This is a genomic window from Caldalkalibacillus mannanilyticus JCM 10596, assembly GCF_000615945.1.
Classification (GTDB): Bacteria; Bacillota; Bacilli; order Caldalkalibacillales; family JCM-10596; genus Bacillus_AT; species Bacillus_AT mannanilyticus.
Genome location: NZ_BAMO01000027.1, coordinates 58,653 through 74,881 on the forward strand (window position 1 = coordinate 58,653; position 16,229 = coordinate 74,881).

Consider the following 16,229-nt stretch of genomic DNA (forward strand, 5'->3'; position numbering starts at 1 on the left):
AATGGATGTATTTATGAAGTTGTTAGAAGCGTTGTTTCTTGCTGTTGGTTGGTTTATTTTAATCTATATGTTATTTGTCATTGCCTTTTATACCTTTTTGCTCGTGTTTTCCTTTTTTCAACTGCGCAGAGAGGCAAATCTATATAAGTCAGAAGTAAATGAAGAATACCTCAATGCAAATTATACTAAGCCTGTATCAATTATTGTTCCTGCTTACAATGAAGAAGCAGGAGTCATTGAAAGTGTTCGCTCTCTCTTAAGCTTAAGGTACCCACAAGTAGAAATTATTGTTGTCAATGATGGTTCTACCGATCAAACCCTAGCGGCAATGATCGAGCATTTTCAAATGGTAAAAATTCATCGTGCGGTACGCAAGCAGCTAGAGTCGGAACCAGTTAAGGCGATCTATCAATCGAACATTATTCCCCATCTTTACTTAGTGGATAAAGAAAATGGAGGAAAAGCAGATGCTTTAAACACAGGCATCAATGTGTCAAGGTATCCTTATTTTTGTTCCATTGATGGGGACTCGATTCTTGAGATTGATGCTCTATTAAAAGTAATGAAGCCGATTGTAAAATCAAAAGATGAAATTATTGCTTCAGGTGGGAGTATTCGAATTGCCAATGGATGCGACATTCAAATGGGAAGTGTACTCAGTATCCGTCTTTCCAAAAAACCACTTGTCATCATGCAAGTGATCGAGTATTTAAGGGCCTTTCTCATGGGCAGAGTGGGATTAAGTCGATACAATATGCTCTTAATTCTATCAGGGGCTTTTAGCGTTTTTTCAAAAAAATGGGTCATTGAAGCTGGAGGCTACTCTGTAAAAACGGTGGGCGAAGATATGGAGCTCGTCGTTCGCTTGCATCGCATGATCAAAGAAAGAAACCTTAACAAACGAATTGAATTTGTTACAGATCCTGTTTGTTGGACGGAAGCTCCTGAAAAAATGGGTGATTTACAAAGACAGCGGAGCCGCTGGCATCGTGGCTTGCTGGAGAGCTTATGGCGACATAAAAAAATGGCGTTTAATCCCAAGTATGGATTAGTGGGAACCCTTTCTATTCCGTACTTCTGGATTGTAGAATTATTGGGTCCTGTCATTGAATTGATGGGGTATCTCTTTTTCCTTATTTCTATATTGATTGGGGATGTGTACCTGCAATTCGCTTTCCTTCTCTTGCTTTTAATGCTGCTTTATGGCTCAGTTCTATCCATGGTTTCGGTTTTGTTAGAGGTATGGAATTCGAATAAATATCCGAAAATTAGCGATGTCATTGCTCTGTTCCTGTATTCTCTTTCAGAAACACTTTGGTTTAGACCTCTTACTGTTTTATGGAGATGTGCAGGTATTGTCCAATGGATCACACGATATCGTAACTGGGATACACTTCAGCGGAAAGGGATATCTAAAATATAGAATAGAACTATTTTGATATAGTAAGAAGGGTGACCGGTAACATGAAAAGATTATTAATATTGCTCGGCTGCATACTCATCCTCCTTTTAATCCCCATGTTTTTATGGTTTTTGGAGGAGAGGAGCGACTTAGAAATTGTCATTATAGACAAAACGGTTCCTGATGAAACATATCGAGAACATCAAGGGACGGTCTGGGTTTTAAATCATTTTCGTCATGCGAAGAAAGCTATTCATCCAGCCAAAGATTACTATGGTTTTGTGCCTAATGAGAGAAATCAGACCTATGATATTCGTGAGCTGCCTGAGTCATATGATGACGTAGATGTCATCTACATGACAGATAGCTACGGTGTCTATGAGGATGATGTTCCTTGGCTACATCCTAATAGAGAAAGGGAAGGGGCACGCTCTTCTCTCCTCTATGGTGGGGTTGAGATGAAAGAGTGGATGGCGATCTATAATCGTCTAACGAGTGAAAAGAAAAGTACATTTATATTAGAATTTAACTCATTCGCTTCGCCAACAGAAAAAAGTGTACGCGATAGTATGACAAGGTTTTTAAACATCGATTGGTCAGGGTGGATCGGACGTTACTTTGATGAGCTAAATCCTGATCTGAACCTTGAAATTCCACAATGGATTTTAGATACGTATGCTGATCAATGGAATTATGAAGGACCCGGTTTTGTCTTGGTCAATGAATATACTGGAGAATTAGTCGTTCTACTAGATCAAGAACATACTCTTTCTAAAGGCATAAAATTGACTTATACGGAGAAAGGGCAAAATAAATTCGGTCTAACGGAAAGCCTCATTATCAGTACTGGTTTGATATTGTTCAAGCAAAGAATCAGGATGATGTTTTAGCCTATTATGATTGGGATGTAACAGAAGAAGGGAAAGCCTTATTAGAATCCAAGAACATTCCAATTCAATTTGCGGCGGTTATAGAGCATACTAGAGGGCAATCAAAAAACTATTACTTTGCAGGAGATTTTGCTGACGTGGCAAATGTTCCGATGCTTTACCAGTATAAAGGTTTAGCACAAATCATGTCATTTTTATATGATAAAAACTCAGAAAAATCCTTTTACTGGAAGACGTATGTCCCTATGCTAGATACGATCTTGTCGGAAAGTAAGGAGGAGATGGTAGCTGAAACGTCCGAAAAAGAGGCGATAGCTTCTCTTGCCTACGAGAAAAATATTGCTTATAATGCTAGAATAAACGAACAAGACTATGAAGTTCTAGTGGATGGAGAGTGGCAGAAGCTTGGAATAAAAGGGGTTAACCTTGGAATGGGGAAACCTGGGGTGTTCCCAGGTGAAGCGGCAATAACAGAAGAAGAATATTACCGTTGGTTTCAATATATTGGAGAGATGGGAGCTAATTCAATCCGTATCTATACATTGCATCCCCCTGATTTCTACTATGCTTTGAAGCAATATAATGAAGAACATGAAACTCCGTTATATCTTTTTCATGGAGTATGGATTGAAGAAGAATCTCTTGTAGAAACCTTGGATGCTTTTCATGAGAGCCATACGCTGGAGTTTCAAGCTGAAATGAAACGGATCGTGGATGCGGTCCATGGTAACGCAGTAGTTGAGCCTAACCCTGGTCATGCACATGGACTTTATCAGGCGGATATATCAGAGTATGTCATAGGGTGGATACTGGGTATTGAGTGGTATCCTATCATGGTCAAAGAAACAAATGATAAGTACCCGAATTTAGGAGATTACCAAGGACAATTTGTCGACACAATCAACGCCGAGCCATTTGAGTATTGGATGGCAGAGCAGATGGATGACATTATTTCCTATGAAATGGAGAAGTATCAATGGATGCGCCCCATTAGTTTTACCAATTGGGTGACGACAGACCTATTGACCCATCCAGCAGAACCGAATGAGGAAGAAGATTTAGTGGGGGTCAATCCCAATGTGATTCACCTCAAGAAGGAAATGCAGAAGGTGAATCAATTTGCTTCCTACCATGTCTATCCCTACTACCCTGATTTCTTAAACTATGAGGAAGAGTATGTTAATTTCATTGATCATCGTGGTGAGAAAAATAACTATGCTGGATATTTAAGAGATTTGCACGAAGCACATGAGATTCCCGTTCTCATCGCTGAATTTGGTGTTCCAGGTTCGCGAGGATTAACGCATGAAAATCCTTCTGGCTGGAATCAAGGGTTTTTAGAAGAGGAGGAGCAAGGAGAAATCATTGTTCATCTCTATGAAGATATCGTGCAAGAGGGAATGCTAGGAGGACTTATCTTCACCTGGCAGGATGAATGGTTTAAGCGAACATGGAATACAATGGATTATGATAATCCAGATCGAAGACCTTTTTGGTCTAATGCACAAACCAATGAACAGCAATTTGGATTATTAAGCTTCGATCGTCATAAAATAAGAGTCGATGGAAACAAAGAGGATTGGCAAAACACATCAAGCGTGTATACGGGGGATCAACAGCTTCAGGCGCTTTACATGGATCATGATGAACGTTACCTCTATTTACGCTTGGACATTAGAGATACTGAGGATTTATTCACCCATGGTTTTCCAATGATCTTATTCGATACCATTGAAAATCAAGGGAATCAGCATGTTCAAGGAGTAGATGATCTTCATCTAGATACAGGGATGGATTTTCTGCTGTATATCAAAAATGAAGAAGACGCTGCTGTGTTGGTGGATACCTATTATGATTTTTTTGCTCTACAATATGTGCATACATTTCAAATGTTAAAAACAGATGATCCACTTCCTACTAACAATAGTGGGATCTTCAATCCAAGCCGTTTCGCTTTAAACCAAGAATTATATATTCCAAGTCAAGATCGGGTAATCCCATTTAGCTATTACGAAACAGGAAAATTACGTCATGGAAATGGTAACCCTGATGCACAAGACTACGATTCTTTAGCTGATTTCTATGTCAACAAGGAAGAAAAATGTATTGAGATAAGAATCCCATGGTTATTATTAAGCTTTAAAGATCCAACCTTACGTGAAGTCATGGCTAATATTTACGGAGATGACCCTGATGGTGGTGAATTCATTGAAGGGATTCAGGTTTCCGTTCTGTATGTTCAGCCTACGGAAAAGGACCGTGAAAGATATCAAGTACTGGATTCTTTACCAGCGAGGCAAAATGGCAGGATTTCAGAAGACATGATGAAGATGTATAAGTGGGAAAAATGGCAACAGCCATTGTATAAAGAGAGATTAAAAAAATCGTATGACATTGTGAAAAAAGCATTTACATCAGACTAATTCGATTAGTAGGAAATATCGAACGTTCACAAAGGTACAGATAAAGGTGAGCATATGAAAGCGATCTTAATAGATGATGAGAAATTAGCTTTAGATTATTTGCAACATCAACTTGCAAGTGTAGCTACTTTTGAAATAGTGGGAAAGTTTACCGATCCCCTTGAAGCATTAGAAAGCATGGAACAGCTGGATGCAGACATAATTTTTTTAGATATTCATATTCCTGAAATGAACGGAATCGAATTGGCGGAAAAAATCGTAGAAAAGAAACCAGAGGTCAATATTGTTTTTGTGACCGCACATGACAATTTTGCGGTCAAAGCCTTTGAACTAAATGCCCTTGATTATATCTTAAAGCCCGTTCGAAAAGAGAGGTTATTAAATACGATCCAGCGCATCAAACAACGAGTAGAAACCATGCCTGATCCAGCGTTTCTGAAGACAACGGAACTGCACATGAGTATGTTCCAGCAGGTTTGCCTTTCTGATGGTAAACAAGATATGACATCCCTTCAGTGGAGAACGACGAAGGCACAGCAGTTGTTCTTGTATCTTGTTCACCAAAGAGGAAAGGTGGTCAGTAAAGCGGAGATCATTGAGCTATTGTGGGAAGAGTATGAACCTAAGAAGGCATATGCACAACTATACACGACGATTTACCATGTACGTAAAACAACTGAGGTGTTCGGGAGTCACTTTAGAATCAGAAATGTAACAGAAGGATACTTAATGACACTAGACGGGATTAATCTTGATGTTGATGAGTTTGAGCAGTTCCTTGAAAAAAACCTACCATTAGCACATGAAACAATTTCTGATTTTGAACAAATCATGAGCCTGTATAAAGGGGAGTATCTTCAGGGTTATGACTATCTGTGGGCTGAGAGTGAGCGCCAAAGGCTACAGTTATTATGGTTACGGACGTCTTTGAAAATGGTAGAGTGGTATTTTTCTGTTCATGAATTAGAAAAAGCAATGAAACATTGTTTAGAGATTTGTGAGCGATGTCCGTTAGAGGAAGATGCCTATTTCTTTCTGATGAAAATAGGGGCTTTAATGGGCAATCGTACCCTCGTCCACCAATACTATTCTCGATTAAAAACCATTTTAATGGATGAACTAAATGAACAGCCCAATTCCACTATTACGGAATGGTATCATACCTGGAATAAGAAATAAGTAAGAAAAAAGGGATGAATCTCTAGTGATTCATCCCTTTTTTGGAATAGTAAAACAGACAGTTGTTCCTTGCGTGGGGACACTATAAATCTCTAACCCCTTGCCGTAGAGTTGTTTTAAGCGTCGGTCTACATTTTGTAGGCCGACTCCTGTTCTTTGTTTGGTCACTCCTTTATGGATAAGAAGCTGTTTCCGCTCCTCATCAGTCATTCCTTTGCCGTTGTCGATAATGGAAACTCTTAATCCATTTTCTAATGATTCAATTCGAATATAGATCGTTCCGCCTTTTCTACGTTGCAAAATTCCATGTTTCACAGCGTTTTCGACCAATGGTTGTATCGATAATGGAGGCACAAAGGCATTAATCTCCGAGTCAATCTCCCAGTGGACTTTGAGCCGGTCACCAAAACGTTCACTTTCAATATATAGATAGGAACGAACGAGAGAAAGTTCATGTTCCAGAGGTACAATAGGTTCAGAGTTAGAAAAGTCAATGCTTAGACGCAAATAATTACTAAATTCTTCGAGCAGCGTTTGCATTTTATCAAAGTCGATCATTCCTAGGGCAGCGATTGAATTTAAGGTGTTATATAAGAAATGTGGTTGAATCTGCGATTGCAACCAAGCTCCCTCCATACGCAATCTTTCCTCTATTGATACCTTCAGTTCTAATAAAGCGCGAACCCGTGCTTTTAGTTCCCATGCCTCGACAGGCTTAATGAGGTAATCATTGGCACCTACCTGATACCCAGTTAAAAGGTCTTCAGAACGATTTCGTGCTGTTAAGAGCAGTACAGGTAACTCTGAAATGGTGAATCTTTCTCGAATAAAGCGAGTTAACTCATAGCCTGAAATATAGGGCATCATGACATCTGAGATGACAAGGTCAAATAGCTCATTTTCTAATTTGATCATTGCTTGCTGTGCATTTGTAACGACCACAACCTCGTAATTCTCCATTTCAAGAATGCTTAGTAAGACGTTTAAATTCACCATATCGTCATCGACAGCTAATATTTTCGGTTTCGTATTTGTCATTGCAAAGCCTTCTTTAGAAGGGCTATAGGAAAAATCGCTGGTTGTCGCCACTAAACTCGATGAATTGTATGACACAGGCTGTTGTGCTTTTTCTAAAGAGAAGCTAGCTGCTGTAGCCTGCTCCACATTCTTAAATAAAGGGAGTGTGAAGGTGAATACAGAACCCTTGCCTAAGGTCGAGTGAACAGTTAAGGTTCCACCATGTAATTCAACTAACTGTTTACAAATGCTAAGACCAAGACCCATTCCTCCACTTGACCTTGTCGAATGAAAGTTTCCTTGTTCATAAGGTTGGAAGATGGTCTGAAGCGCTTCTTCTTCGATACCTATTCCCGTATCTTCAATATGAATATGAGCTAATTTGTCCTTCGCTGTTGCTCTAATCGTAATACAGCCTTCATCCGTGTACTTGACCGCATTATGAATCAGATTGAATAAAATTTGAATCAATCGATTTTCATCAGCTTGAACAGAAGGAAAAGAATCATCAATATCAATGTGTAAACGTATTGGTTTTCCATTCAACGTCATTTTAAAGATATCCACAATGCCAGCAAGCACAGATTGGAGATTAATATCTTTGATTTGTAATCGAATCATATTCTCTTTTAATCTTGTTACATCGAGTAGATCATCTAACAGCAAGGACATTCGTTTACTTACAGTATGGATTAACTCTAAACGTTTTTGGTGTTCAGGCTTATAGGATGCTTATGATGATCTAAAATAGATTGCGCCATATTGATAATTCCGTGCAAAGGATTTCTTAGTTCATGAGAAATGTTAATTAAGAAATCATCTTTTTGTTTATCGGCTAGAAGCAATTTTTCGGCTAATTGCTTGGTTTCATTGGTAGCACGAAAAAAGCGTCTGAACCAAAAAGCAGAAAAAGAGAGTACGGCAATAATCAAATCAAAAGGATAGTGCATAATACTATTTAATGTATTGAATAAATACGAAGACCAGAGAATGTTCACGCCAATGCTGACACAGGCTAATACAAGAAAGATGACGCCTTGCTTTTCTTTCACTATTTTTCTCAGAAGATATATAGAAATGAAGACGGATAGTAAAAGCACACTGAGCATTAGTTTACTCGTAGCAGTAATGGTTGTAGTAGAGGCAAATATAATAAATAAAGAATATAGACCACAATAAATAACAAAGAAAGATAAAAACCTATCATTCCCGTAGGCAGGAAATAAACATTTTATCACCAGTGGCATAAACAAGGCTACACCAAGGAAAGAAAAATAGATGAGTTTAATAGACAAATCGTAATCTAATTGAGTCCAAGTAAACAATAATTTATCGTCATTGACCAAAACATTGGTAAAAGCAGAAATAATGAGTATAGAAAAATAGAGTAATCCTTTATTTTTCGCTCCAAGAAAATATAAAAGAACAGCATACAAACTATGGATTAATAAAACAACTCCAAGCAAAAGCTGCATAGCAATAGAAAGAGCGTTTCGAAAATAGATAGCTTCTACAGTACCGAAATAGATGTTTTTTGTGATACCACCTCTTTTTCCTAAATGGTATGAGGTGTGAATAACGATGTCTAGTTCACTGCTAGTTGGTTTTAGAGTAAAAGAATAGGGAGTGTTAAAAGGCTGATGATTTTCTACCTTCATAGCCGGTTGACCTGCTCCTGCAACAAATTGACCATTCACATAGATGGCAGAAGCATTTCGAATCTCGTTCATACGAAATCCCATTAACTGTTCGTGATTCGTATCTAGTAAAATCTTTAATCGATAGGTACCAGAGTGGAAGGAAGAACCTCCGTTCTCTCCAAACTCTTCATCCCATGAGTTAGGCACTTTTATATAGCGGCTATCTGAATGTGATGAAATTTTTTCTTGGGGATCTATAAAGGAGTGAGGAGTAAACTTCCATTCTCCTTTTAAAGAGATTGTTTGTCTATCCGTAAATTCCATTCCCCGTAAATCTAATATTCCTTTTTCAGCTACCGGGGCGTTGGGATAGGTAAATGTTGATAAATAATGCATCCATGTTAGACGGAGCGCTGTGATGGTAATAAGAAAAACAACAATAATCAAGACCCATTTTATTTTTTTTAATCGTTTCATCATTCCACTAGCTTTCATTAAATCTCCCCATAATAAGAGTATTATTATAGTTACCATCGGCAAGAATTCTGTCTTTTTTTAATATTGCCTCGATTTCAAAACCATGATCTTGGTAAAGCCTAATGGCTCTATCATTTGTTTCTATTACACTCAAACTTATTTTTTAAATTCCATTAGCATCAGCCCAAGAAATAGATTCACAGAGCAGACTTCTCCCAATTCCATATCCCCAGTATTCTTTTAAGACACCCACTCCAAATTCTACTTTATGAATGAATCTAGCTAAATCATCGTTGAGGCAAGCAGATCGAATCGTATATTGGATTCCCTTACTTTTATATTCTCTATTGTTAATAATCATAAAATTCTCCATTGGTAAATATTCATAAGCTTAGTCTATCATAGCAAAAGAGTTAATAAAAATTTTCTTTTAACATTTTCTCTTCGATTTACATATAGTGGGATTGATGTATAATTAAAGATAGCTAAAGGGCTGGTAAAGTCCAAATAAGTAGTTTAGAAACGAATATAAGGTAAAGGAGCTTAACAATGAAAAAAATAACGTTTTATCGTGGGGTACTTGTAACAGTTTTGGCTTTCTCATTGACTGCTTGTTCGTCTACTCCGACACAAACAGGGTTACAGAATGAAAATGTCGAAGGAAAAGAGAGTACTGAAATCCATAAAGAGGCTGAATATGAAGCAACACATTGGTCTTATGAGGGTGAAACAGGGGCAGAGCACTGGGGAAGTATAGACCCTAGTTTTGCAACGTGTGCTGAGGGAACAGAACAATCTCCCATTGATATTGAACTTTCAGATGGGGAATTGGAAAAGAGTGTAGAGGATATTCAAATCAATTATAGCCCTACCCCTATGACGGTGATGAATAATGGGCATACGATCCAAGTGAATGATACAACAGATAAGAATTCAATCGTGGTAGAAGGAAAAGAGTATAAGCTGTTACAAATGCATTTTCACAAACCAAGTGAACATCAATTAAATGGCTTGAGCTTTGAGATGGAGGGGCATCTTGTCCATAAAAGCAGTGAAGGAAATCTGGCTGTGTTAGGATTCCTGATTACTTCTGGAAACGAAAATAAGGAATTGGCTGAGGTTTGGTCTAAACTTCCAGAAGAAAGAACCAAAGTAGATATTCCCCTAGATCAAACTATTGATTTGGCTACATTGTTACCTGAGGAGAAGAAATCTTATCTCTATAAGGGTTCCTTAACGACACCACCGTGCTCAGAGGGAGTAAAGTGGATTGTGCTAGAACAACCGATAGAATTATCTAGGGAGCAAATTGATGCTTTTAGCGCCATCTTCCCTGATAACCATCGACCTGTGCAACCTATTAATAATCGAGAGCTTAAAAAACACTAGTAGTTACTCGATAGATGAAAAAATAGTAGCAATTGCGAGAGTTGCTTGAGATATGGCAGTGAAAGAAGAAGGGGTGTTCTGAAAATCGGCAGAAGTTTTTCTGGCGCACCCTTCTTTTAATTTAAAATCAATCTTTGGAGGAGAAACGAAGAGATATGAACGTCAAGAATTGGATGTGGTACGTTTTTTACCTATTATGTATAGGGTTATTATTAATCGGATGTAGTCCAGTAGATACAAGTGAGAGCATCCTCACCAAATCAGATGGGGATGGATTTACCTATAGCGGGCTTTTTAAGGGAGTGGATGAATTAGACAAGAGAAAAAACGGAACGTACTATAAGCCGGTATCGATGGGGGAAATGATGACAGCCATTCCAGACTCAATGAGAAATGCTATTCATCTCATTGATTCAAAAAAAATCCCTTTTGAAGTCGATGCGGAGTCTGCCTATCTTGTTACATCACAAGATGATCAAGGGAATATTCAGCATCAGGTGCAGTTTAGCTACTCATCAGGCAGTCGTTCAGATGAATTTCTTAACATCTCTGTAACGGAAGTAGAGGAAAATCCGCTCCTCAAACATGATTTTTCAACAGAGAAGTATGATCCGGTAGGAAATGAATTGCGAAAGGAAGTACTCGTTGATGACATTCCTATTTTTCATCAAGTAATAACGACTAACTCAAGTCTAGTGTATAAATACTATAACCTTAATGAAGAGAAAAATATTATACACCTTGTAAATACAAGGGCCCACGAACTGTATGCATACTATCAAGGGCATGTTTATCATATTGGATATTCCATAAATGAGAGTCAGGCTGATGATGATGATGTACATGAGCAATTCCTACATATCACTCGTGAATGGATCTTAGGCGCTAATGAATGAGGCTCTTTCAATATAGCAAAGAAAGTCTCATGATTATTGAATATGACATCTCATTTGTCATGTTTTGATGTATACTGGATGTATACGAAGGTCGGGTGATAAGAGTGCCAATGAATCGATTATTTGAGATGGTTTATCTTCTAATAGAAAAGCAAACAATAACAGCAAGAGAGCTAGCCGAGCATTTTGAGGTATCACAACGGACGATTTATCGAGATATTGAAACGCTGAGTGTAGCAGGAGTACCGGTTTATACAAGCAAGGGAAAGGGTGGAGGAATAAGTATTCTCCCAGATTATATTCTGCAAAAATCCCTTCTTTCAGATGCGGAACAAAAGGAGATTCTATCAGCATTAAAAAGCTTACATGCCTTACAAGTTCCCCATGTTGAACCTACACTAAACAAGCTTGCCTCCCTATTTAAGAAAAACAATGCAAATTGGATTGACGTGGACTTATCACACTGGAAAAGTGCGGAGAGTGATAGAGAAGCATTTAAGCTATTAAAGAATGCGATCTTACAAAAGAATGTACTCGAATTTGAGTACTACAATTCAGTAGGGAATAAATCATGCAGACAAGTGGAACCATTGAAAATCGTATTTAAAGGACAAGCATGGTATCTCTATGGCTATTGCAGGGAAAAAGAAAGTCATCGGATGTTTAAAATTAGCCGTATCAAAAAATTGGAAACGATTGAAGAGAGTTTTGACAGGGAACCTTCAGATAACATTTGGAAAGAAGTTAACGACTCGTATGAGCAGAAAATAATTACGCTTGTTTTAAAGGTGGAAGCGAAGATGGCCTATCGCTTATTTGACGAATTTCCGCTAGAAGATATAGAACATCATCCAGATGGCAGCTTCATTGTCAGATCCAACGTTCCAGAAAACGAATGGATTTATGGCTATATCATGTCATATGGGGAACACGTCGAAATAGTAGAGCCAAAGCAGATGAGAGAGGCTATTACAGACCTATATACGAAAGCTTTAAAAAAATACAGATAAAAAGATAGTTAATATGACAATAGGTGTCAGTTTAAGAGTGGTACACTATCAATAACAAACCGAAAGAGGTGTGAAGAGATGAAGTATGAGGTAGTGGAACTAAGTGAGAAAACAGTAGTAGGGATTACGGAACGAACAAAAAATGACGATGAAAAGATGCCAGAAGTGATTGGAGGACTTTGGCAACGTTTTTATGCCGAAGGAATCTACCAATCGATCGAAAGTAAGAAAAACAGCTATAGCCTTGGATTGTATTCTAATTATGAGAGCGATGCAAACGGAGAATATGATATCACTGTTTGCTGTGAGGTAGATAAGTCTGAAAATCCTCCACCTGGAACGGAAGTAAAGACGATTCCTGCTGGAAAATACGCTAAATTCGTTGTGAAGGGTCCTATGCAAACTGTTGTATATGAATTCTGGCAAAAGCTGTGGTCAATGGATTTGGATCGAAAGTGCAGCTATGATTTTGAAGAATACCTAAGCGATGACATGGAAAATGGAGAAATCCATATTTATATTGCTATTCACTAAAAAAGAGGCGGCATAGTACAGATTATTTCCTGTACTATGCCTCTTTTTTGCTTTGGTTCAAGAACTTCAGAGGAAGATTCGTTAATGATCGCCATACAAGTTCAAAAGGACCTACTAATCTTTGATATGTACATAGCTGATGATTGCGATGATAAAACCTAAAACAATAAAGAGTCGTGGCAGAACAAACATCACTAAAGGAATAAAAGAATGTATTTCAGCTAACTCTTTAATACCATGCATATTATCTATGGCTATGCCTGTTACCAAAAGAATGACTGAGAAAACTAATGTTTCCATCCTAGTTCTACGTTTCAGGGATAATAATATAACAGTAGAGAAACAGGCACAAAAAAGTAGGATAAGTAAATAAAGCAAAAAATAATTCATTTTATAAATGTACTCCTTTTGTTTTTCACTTAATATCGAGGCTTTATATTTTAAAGGATTTTCACATACTCTTTTCCTATATTTGCTTGTTGGAGGATGGAAATACTACTTTTTATCAGTTTCTATATAATTCATATGGTGCAGTTTAGGGGGTTTACATATCACCTTCTTAAATGTAAAATAATAGGAGTGTATTTTAGGTAGCAGAGAGGTTGTGCTTTATAAATTTTGAATGTTACTAGTGATCAATACAAGGAAGTATAACACAGTCAAATGAAAAAGTGTACATACATATCTCTATATTAATCTTATACTTAAAACAATAGTATTAACGACTTTTTGGATTTTCGCAATATAAGAGATTACCTCCTCTTCACTCTGACGCTCCTTGCTTCTTCATAATAGTGTATCGCTTTTTTTAGAAATCATTTCCCTCCTGTAGATCGCGAAATTGCTTCTGTGAGACTTTGACCTCTTCACCGGAGGATCTAAATGATTACTTCGGATTCTCGGTTATAATACTTTACCCAACTGTCTAAAGTATTGTCATTAGGCCTATTATAACAATCTGTTTCCGCTTTTTAGTCAGCATCACTTCACATTACCCATCCCGTATAGATAATGAGCTTGGTCAAATCATCTTTACAAAAGAATACTCTTCTGTCGTTACATGGAGGACGCTGAGCAATGAAACTAGATATTTTTTTGTCAACGTTCAAGAATCTCATAATACTGATTTGAAGTTTGAAGGATTTGACAGATATTCTTACGACTTTCACATAAAATAATCCCATGGATAAGGAAGGTTAAATGATTGTGTTGACGTTGAGGGGAATTTTTTTCATAAAAGAGAGTTGTAACTTAAGGGTTCAACTATTCGGATATTTCGTGAAGGAGTTTTCATCAAGAAAATTCTAAAGAATATTGAAAAAGAGGTTATTAATAATGAAGAATCAAGAATGGGTTAAAGTATTAATTGTAGAAGATCATCCTGCTACGGGATATGGAACGAAGATGATATTAGAGCAAATACAGTATATTAAAATAGTTGGTATTGCTGAGAGTAGTGCAAAAGGTGTTGAGATGGTAGATGAATATCAACCAAAACTTATTTTTTTAGATATGGATTTACCAGACAGGTCGGGAATAGAAACAGCAAGAATCATAAAAGAAAAGTATCCGCAACAACATATTATTATTTTTACAAGCTATGATTATCTCTCTTATCTGAACGATTTAATTAGTATAGGAGTTAGTGGAGTGATGATGAAAAGTGCTACACCACAACAGTTGTTTCGTATGGTAGAGAGTGTTTTTGCTGGAGAAACAATTATACCATTGACACTTTTTCAAAAGATGCAAGTAAAAGAAGTAATGCAGATTAGAAAAGGAGAAGGAATCATCATAACAAAAAGGGAGAAAAAGATACTTTCTATGATCTCAAGTGGATATACTAATAAAGAAATCGCTAAGGAAATATGTATGAGTGTACGCTCGATTGAGTATTGTTTAACAGGAATATATAAAAAGTTGCAGGTGACATCTAGAGCAGAAGCAATAAACAAATTTGTGAGTCGAAATAATAAAAACCCTTAATTCATAATTTTTTATTTAAGAATCTATTAATGTTTAGCTTAAGATTAAGATAAGAAAATACATTTTACGATATCTTTCAGCCTTCTTTGCGGAATACACTGAAAAAGAATTGCGGAATTTGCGGAATTACCCAATTTACATTGTGATACATATTTTGGTAGTTTAATAGTAAGCCTTGGCCAAGGCATAACTTCTAATGAGTATCGGAAGTGCTTAATAAAAAGATACTCAAAATGATATGAAAAGTTTAATTGAAAAACGGAGGAGAGGAAAAATGAAAGGGAATTTTAAAAAACGCATTGTTGCTTCAGGGTTAACTTTAACATTGCTTTTAACTGGAATTAGTGGCTCGGTTTTCGCCTCAACGAAATCATATACAGGAACGATTCCAGGTTTTGCTGGTTTGGTAACCCCAGATGAAAGTGCAACCGGCAAAACGCAAACTATCAAGCCAACTTATGTACAGGATAACGTTAATACAAGAGGGCAAATCACTGATACTGCACTCAATGGAATTTCAAGCACAGTTAACCTTACTATTAATGCAGACAATTCACTTACAAGTGGTTCTACAAGTGGAGATCTGATTAAGGCAAGAATCACTAGTTCATTAACAACTATTAAAGATAAGAAAATTAATTTTGATGTAACTTGGTAAAAGTAGATGGAGCAGGATAACAGTAAATTTGTTGTCTTGCTCCATCAAAGTTGGAGGGAATTAAATTGCTAAAAACAGAAGTCTATAGAAACCTAGTACGTTGGCAATTGGTATTAGCAAGTATTTTTTTGTTCGGTTTATATTTACATGGAATTGAAGATTATCGTCAGAATTTAACTGACATTTACTTATATGATAATAATTATTATTCCGCTTTTTTAGCAGGGCAAGGTGCAGGAGGATGGTCTATCTTGCCAATATTAATCCCATTGGTGGTAGCGCTAGTAGCTGGAGATTCACTTGCTTGGGATAGAAAAACTAGGTTTATTGAATATATAAATGTAAGAATAGATAAACACTATTATTTTCTTTATAAAGTAGTTTCATCTGCTATCACTAGTATAATATTTGTGGGATTAATATCCTTTATTGTATTTGTATACTGTTATTTTACATTTCAGAGTCCACTCGATTTAACGCTAACTGAACTTAGTAAACCAACTTATGCATTAGAGCTATTTGAAAGTCATTCACTACTATATGTCATCGTTATTACTATAAATTTGTGCTTAATAGCCATGGTTATATCAGCAATTTCTTTATTAGTTTCAATTTTTGTGAAAAATATTTATGGCTCTTCGTCATTTTCTGTGTAACTCGCGCATTTCAGCCTTTTTATAGGCTAGTCTTCTCCCTTCTTCACTTAACTACCAAACAGATGATAGAGA

At 36.9% G+C, this 16,229-nt stretch carries 14 protein-coding genes and 1 pseudogene; 11 read left to right on the top strand and 4 right to left on the bottom strand.

The genetic code is table 11. The annotated features are described in order from the left end of the window. Position 1: 1 nt before the first annotated feature. From JCM10596_RS14905 to JCM10596_RS14915, 4 genes are all read left to right on the top strand, one after another. The gene (locus JCM10596_RS14905) at positions 2-1,423 is read left to right on the top strand and encodes a glycosyltransferase family 2 protein (RefSeq protein WP_234410523.1); all 1,422 of its coding nucleotides are present in this window, start codon (positions 2-4) and stop codon (positions 1,421-1,423) included. Between the two features lie 41 nt (positions 1,424-1,464). Beyond that, positions 1,465-2,292, top strand: coding sequence for a hypothetical protein (locus JCM10596_RS30350; protein WP_034681435.1), 828 nt, complete (start codon positions 1,465-1,467; stop codon positions 2,290-2,292). Between the two features lie 137 nt (positions 2,293-2,429). Continuing rightward, positions 2,430-4,715 (top strand): hypothetical protein, encoded by a 2,286-nt coding sequence (locus tag JCM10596_RS25770; RefSeq protein WP_234410524.1) that lies wholly within the window; start codon positions 2,430-2,432, stop codon positions 4,713-4,715. Between the two features lie 54 nt (positions 4,716-4,769). Beyond that, positions 4,770-5,894, top strand: coding sequence for a response regulator (locus JCM10596_RS14915; RefSeq protein ID WP_025027826.1), 1,125 nt, complete (start codon positions 4,770-4,772; stop codon positions 5,892-5,894). A gap of 30 nt (positions 5,895-5,924) precedes the next feature. Here the strand turns inward: JCM10596_RS14915 and JCM10596_RS30355 are convergent, their stop codons facing one another. The 3 genes and pseudogenes from JCM10596_RS30355 to JCM10596_RS25780 form a co-directional block, all read right to left on the bottom strand. Next, positions 5,925-7,583, bottom strand: coding sequence for an ATP-binding protein (locus tag JCM10596_RS30355; protein WP_234410525.1), 1,659 nt, complete (start codon positions 7,581-7,583; stop codon positions 5,925-5,927). Positions 7,584-7,609: 26 nt separating this feature from the next. Then, positions 7,610-9,046 carry a histidine kinase dimerization/phospho-acceptor domain-containing protein gene (locus tag JCM10596_RS30360; RefSeq protein WP_234410526.1) on the bottom strand — a complete coding sequence of 479 codons (1,437 nt, stop codon included), beginning with the start codon at positions 9,044-9,046 and terminating at the stop codon, positions 7,610-7,612. Next, positions 9,036-9,314, bottom strand: a pseudogene (locus tag JCM10596_RS25780) (GNAT family N-acetyltransferase); the annotation flags it as partial. The gene JCM10596_RS30360 and the pseudogene JCM10596_RS25780, both read right to left, overlap by 11 nt. A 263-nt stretch (positions 9,315-9,577) precedes the next feature. Here JCM10596_RS25780 and JCM10596_RS14930 point away from each other — a divergent pair. The 4 genes from JCM10596_RS14930 (at position 9,578) to JCM10596_RS14945 (ending at position 12,857) form a co-directional block, all read left to right on the top strand. After that, a complete protein-coding gene (locus tag JCM10596_RS14930; protein ID WP_025027828.1) occupies positions 9,578-10,417 on the top strand; it encodes a carbonic anhydrase in 840 nt (279 codons plus the stop codon). A gap of 155 nt (positions 10,418-10,572) precedes the next feature. Continuing rightward, complete coding sequence (locus JCM10596_RS14935) at positions 10,573-11,313, top strand: hypothetical protein (RefSeq protein ID WP_025027829.1); 741 nt, start codon at positions 10,573-10,575, stop codon at positions 11,311-11,313. Between the two features lie 110 nt (positions 11,314-11,423). Continuing rightward, a complete protein-coding gene (locus JCM10596_RS14940) occupies positions 11,424-12,323 on the top strand; it encodes a helix-turn-helix transcriptional regulator (RefSeq protein WP_199900147.1) in 900 nt (299 codons plus the stop codon). Between the two features lie 78 nt (positions 12,324-12,401). Next, positions 12,402-12,857 (top strand): GyrI-like domain-containing protein, encoded by a 456-nt coding sequence (locus JCM10596_RS14945; RefSeq protein ID WP_025027831.1) that lies wholly within the window; start codon positions 12,402-12,404, stop codon positions 12,855-12,857. Between the two features lie 114 nt (positions 12,858-12,971). Here the strand turns inward: JCM10596_RS14945 and JCM10596_RS14950 are convergent, their stop codons facing one another. Further along, positions 12,972-13,247, bottom strand: coding sequence for a hypothetical protein (locus tag JCM10596_RS14950; protein ID WP_025027832.1), 276 nt, complete (start codon positions 13,245-13,247; stop codon positions 12,972-12,974). Positions 13,248-14,192: 945 nt separating this feature from the next. Between JCM10596_RS14950 and JCM10596_RS14955 the strand changes: the two genes are divergently transcribed. The 3 genes from JCM10596_RS14955 (at position 14,193) to JCM10596_RS14965 (ending at position 16,157) form a co-directional block, all read left to right on the top strand. Then, positions 14,193-14,843, top strand: a complete 651-nt coding sequence (locus JCM10596_RS14955) for a response regulator transcription factor (RefSeq protein WP_025027833.1) — start codon at positions 14,193-14,195, stop codon at positions 14,841-14,843. A gap of 274 nt (positions 14,844-15,117) precedes the next feature. Then, positions 15,118-15,501 (top strand): hypothetical protein, encoded by a 384-nt coding sequence (locus tag JCM10596_RS14960; RefSeq protein WP_025027834.1) that lies wholly within the window; start codon positions 15,118-15,120, stop codon positions 15,499-15,501. A 65-nt stretch (positions 15,502-15,566) separates the two neighbouring features. Further along, positions 15,567-16,157, top strand: coding sequence for a hypothetical protein (locus JCM10596_RS14965; RefSeq protein ID WP_025027835.1), 591 nt, complete (start codon positions 15,567-15,569; stop codon positions 16,155-16,157). The last annotated feature ends 72 nt before the right edge of the window (positions 16,158-16,229 follow it).